The organism is Streptomyces calidiresistens, from assembly GCF_014141525.1.
Classification (GTDB): domain Bacteria; phylum Actinomycetota; class Actinomycetes; order Streptomycetales; family Streptomycetaceae; genus Streptomyces; species Streptomyces calidiresistens.
In genome coordinates, this window is the sequence record NZ_VKHS01000482.1 from 1 (window position 1) to 4,327 (window position 4,327).

The 4,327-nt window shown below is 75.7% G+C and carries 3 protein-coding genes; 1 reads left to right on the forward strand and 2 read right to left on the reverse strand.

Annotated elements, in window-relative coordinates; genetic code table 11:
• Positions 1-54: 54 nt before the first annotated feature.
• The gene (locus FOE67_RS18070) at positions 55-1,374 is read right to left on the reverse strand and encodes a geranylgeranyl reductase family protein (protein ID WP_323385005.1); all 1,320 of its coding nucleotides are present in this window, start codon (positions 1,372-1,374) and stop codon (positions 55-57) included.
• A gap of 322 nt (positions 1,375-1,696) precedes the next feature.
• Here FOE67_RS18070 and FOE67_RS18075 point away from each other — a divergent pair, with 322 nt between their 5' ends.
• Positions 1,697-3,019 carry a dipeptidase gene (locus FOE67_RS18075; RefSeq protein ID WP_267133342.1) on the forward strand — a complete coding sequence of 441 codons (1,323 nt, stop codon included), beginning with the start codon at positions 1,697-1,699 and terminating at the stop codon, positions 3,017-3,019.
• A gap of 55 nt (positions 3,020-3,074) precedes the next feature.
• Here FOE67_RS18075 and FOE67_RS18080 read toward each other — a convergent pair whose 3' ends face one another.
• On the reverse strand, positions 3,075-4,157 hold the full coding sequence (locus FOE67_RS18080; protein ID WP_182665557.1) for an NUDIX hydrolase: 1,083 nt from the start codon (positions 4,155-4,157) through the stop codon (positions 3,075-3,077).
• Between the last annotated feature and the right edge of the window lie 170 nt (positions 4,158-4,327).

A 4,327-nucleotide genomic window follows, 5' to 3' on the forward strand; every position in this document is an offset into this window, starting at 1 on the left:
TCCCCGCCCCGGCGGGGGACCCCGGGGCGTTCGCCCGCCGACCCCGGGCCCGGGTCAACCGCGCGGAAGATCCCGCGTCCCCCCGGTGTCCTCCCCGTCGTCCCGTGCCGCTCTCGCCCCCGGCGCCCCGTCGGGGGAGGTTCCCGGCCCCTCGGGAGGGGCCGCCCGGCGGGCGTCCAACCGGTCCAGTGCGGTGACCAGCCGTCGCACCGAGGCGTGGTCCCGGGTGAGATCGGCCAGGTTGGTGGAGCCGCGCACGATACCGGCGAAGGCCGACCAGGCCGGGGGGAGGCCGATCAGGGCGGTGTGCAGCAGGGCCGGTCGGTGCGTGAAGGCGGCGTAGAGCCGACGACCGACCCCCATCTCGGTACCGAGTCCCCGGGTGACGGCGTCGGCGTACTCCACCGCCCGTCGCCGGGTCTCCACGGCGTCGGCGGCCACGGCCATCCGCACCGCCGCCTCCCCGGCCAACCGCCCGGACCGCAGGGCGAAGGAGATGCCCTCCCGGGTCCACGGTTCGAGCAGGCCCGCCGCGTCCCCGCACACCAGGACCCGCCCCCGGGAGAGGGGCGAGTCGTCGGCCCGACACCGGGTGAGATGGCCGGAGGAGATCTCGGGCTCGAAACCGGCCAGTCCGCACCGGGCCGTGAACCTCTCCAGATACCGCCGGGTGGCCGCGCCCTCGCCCCGCGCGGAGATGACGCCGACCGTGAGCCGGTTCCCCTTGGGGAAGACCCAGCCGTACGACCCGGGGAGGGGCCCCCAGTCGATCAGCACCCGACCGCGCCAATCGGCGGCCACTTCGGGCGGAACCGGGATCTCGGCCTCCAGGCCCAGATCCACGCGGTCCGTGCGGACCCCGACGTGCGCGCCGGTGCGACCGGCGCTGCCGTCCGCGCCGACCACGGCACGGGCCGGGAGCGTCTCGCCGCCGGCCAGCCGCACCACCACCGTGCGGCGGTCGGGGACGTCGGGCCCGTGCTGCTCCACTCCCAGGACGGTCGCGCCGGTGCGCAGTCGGGCACCGGCCCGGACGGCCGACTCCACGAGTCGGCGGTCGAACTCCGGGCGGTCCACCAGGCCGAAGAGCATGCGGCGGGAACGGCGGGTTCGGGTCAGGCGCCCGTCCAGGGAGAAGGTGACGGCATGGACGCGCTCGCGCAACGGCAGGTCGAACCCGGGGGGCAGGGCGTCGCGGGACGGCCCGATGATGCCACCGCCGCAGGTCTTGTACCGGGGCAGTTCCGCCCTCTCCAGCAACAGCACCCGACGTCCGGCCTCGGCCACGGCCCGCGCGGCCGAGGCCCCCGCGGGTCCGGCGCCCACCACGATGACGTCCCAGGTCGTGTTCCCCGTCCCGTTCCCACCGCTCACGATTGGCAGCCGCTCCCCGTCGTCGCGTCCCGATTCCCCGCGTCACGGCATCCTACGACCCGGGGTGGGCCGACCCCCGCTGTGGGATGATCTCCGACGACGCGGCCCGCCGACGGCCCGGTCGATCGGGGACACCCCACCGCACGCCCGGTGTTCCGTGCCGACCCGCCGCGGTGCGCGCCGCGGCCGGGAGACCCCCGACCCACCGGACACCCCGACACCCAGGAGAGGTCCCACGATGCAGTCCACCCCCGAGGCCGCCGGCCCCCGCGACGCCGGTATCCCCCGAGCCGCCGACATCGTGGCCGGGGTCGCCGCCCTGATGCCCCGTGCCCGGGAGGAGCTGGCCGAGTTGGTCGCCTTCCGCTCGGTGGCCGACCCCGCCCAGTACCCGCCCTCCGAGTGCGAGGCGGCCGCCGGGTGGATCGCGACGGCGCTGCGCGCGGAGGGCTTTCCCGACGTGCGGCTGCTGCGGACCCCCGACGACACGGTCTCGGTGTACGGCGAACTGCCCGGTCCCGCCGGGGCGCCGACCGTACTGCTCTACGCGCACTACGACGTGCAGCCGCCGCTGGACGAGTCCGCCTGGACCTCCCCGCCCTTCGAACTGACCGAGCGGGACGGTCGGTGGTACGGCCGGGGGGCCGCCGACTGCAAGGGCGGGGTGCTGATGCACCTGCTGGCACTGCGCGCGCTGCGCGCGACCGGGGGGATCCCGGTGGGCGTCAAGGTGATCGTCGAGGGGTCGGAGGAGCAGGGCACCGGCGGACTGGAGCGGTATGCCGAGGCCCATCCGGAGCTCCTGCGGGCCGATGCCGTGATCATCGGCGACAGCGGGAACTTCCGCGCCGGGGCCCCCACCGTCACCGCGATGCTGCGCGGCATGACGATGGCACGGGTGCGGGTGGACACCCTGGAGGGGAACCTGCACTCCGGCGCGTTCGGCGGCGCGGCCCCGGACGCGTTGGCCGCCCTGATCCGGGTGCTGGACTCGCTGCGCGACGAGGCCGGCGACACGGTGATCGACGGGCTGCCGGCGGACGGTGTCTGGGAGGGCACCGCCTACCCCGAGGAGCGGTTCCGGGCGGACGCGGGGGTCCTGGAGGGGGTCGGGTTGATGGGCTCCGGCGAGCCGGCCGATCGCCTGTGGGCACGGCCCGCCGCGACGGTGCTGGGCATCGACTGCCCACCGGTGACGGGGGCGACCCCCTCGGTCCAGGCGAGCGCGGCGGCCCTGGTCAGTCTGCGCGTGCCACCGGGGGTGGACGCGGGTGAGGCGGGCAAGCTGCTGGCCGCGCACCTGGAGTCGCGGGCACCGTGGGGGGCGCGGATCTCGGTGGAGGCCGTCGGCGAGGGACAGCCGTTCCGGGCCGATGTGTCGAGTCCGGCGTACGAGGCCATGGCGGAGGCGATGGCCGCCGCCTACGACGGCGCGCGGATGGAGGTGATCGGCCAGGGCGGCTCGATCCCGCTGACCGCGACCCTGGCGGGGCTGTACCCGGAGTCGGAGATCCTGTTGACCGGGCTGAGCGAGCCGGCGGCCCGGATCCACGCCGTGGACGAGAGCGTGTCCCCCGACGAATTGGAGCGGATGTCGGTGGCCGAGGCGCTGTTCCTGCTGCGCTACGCCGAGCGCGCCGGCTGAGGGCCCGGGCATCCCGCCGCCGGACCGGCGGCGGGTCGCCCCGGTCCCGGGGCGGTCAGGGGCCCACGGGCGCGCCGGGGCCGACGGGGACCCCCGCCTCGAGGTTGAGCGGTCGGCCCTCGGCCCGGGCCCGGAGGGCCCAGCGCAGCCGGGCCATCCGGTTCGGGGAGAGCAGGCGTTCGGCCTCCACCGGGTCGACGAACCGCCAGGCGCGCAACTCGTCGGGGGGAAGGAGCAGCCCGGCGGCACGTTCCGGCGGGAGCACACCGCCGTCGAAGAGCAGGCGCAGCCCGCCGTACCCCGGGGGCCTGGGCGGTTCCCAGTCGATGACCAGCAGGGGCGGCGCCCCGGACATCCGCAGGCCCAACTCCTCGGCGATCTCGCGGATCGCGGCCCGGGCCGGGGACTCCCCCGACTCCACCACCCCGCCGGGGAACTCCCAACCGGCCTTGTAGACCGGGTCCACCAGCAGTACCCGGTCGTCCTCGTCGAAGAAGAGCACGCCCGCGGCGACGGTGGCCCCCGTCCGGCGCGGGGTGCCCGGCATGGGGCAGAGTCCCGCCCCTGCGCCCACCGCCCTCGCGAGGCGCTCGGCTATCAGGCGGGGGGTGAGCCCGGCGGCGTCGACCGTGTGGGCATCCAGCGCGAGCCACTCCTCCAACGCCCTCAGGTAGGCACCGATCGGGTCGGGGGCCCGCAGTCGATCCGGCGGGGGATCGCCGTAGGCGGGCACGGGGGGATTCGTCCTCCCCGCCGTCGGCGGGGGGCGGTCCCGCAGACGGTGACGCAGCACGGCCTCGTCGACGTGGACCAGCAGATGCCGAACGCTCAGCCCGCAGGCGGCCAGACCGCCGAATATCTCGTCCCGGTGCGAGCGGTCCAGCAGACTGCCGGGGACCACCAGGGTGCCGCCGGTCTCGCGGTGGACGGCCGCCACCGCCTCGACGACCAGTCGGCGCCAGGCCGGCAGGTTCCGGACGTCGCCCGTCTCCTCCCAACTCTTGACCGGCAGGGTGCCGCGGAGCACCGCGGTCAGCCGCCCCGGCTCGAACAGCACGCCACCCGGCAGCAGTTCCACCAGTTCCCCCGCCACCGAGGTCTTGCCCGCACCGAACGCCCCGTTCAACCAGATGATCACGGGTGACCCTCCTGATTCGCCCTGCTGTCAGTTGCCCGCTGCAACCGGACTCGAAAACGTTCACCGGATGTCCGATTCGCGGCCCCGTGGGACCGACCTCTGATCGTTACATCGAGCGGCGGGAAACGCCGGCCGTCCGACGGAGGGGGCGCACGGGGGCGCACGCGGCG

What these genes read in the sequence shown, in the direction of transcription:
- FOE67_RS18075 (WP_267133342.1), top strand. Translation starts at nt 1,697, where the DNA reads ATGCCCCGTGCCCGGGAGGAGCTGGCCGAGTTGGTCGCCTTCCGCTCG.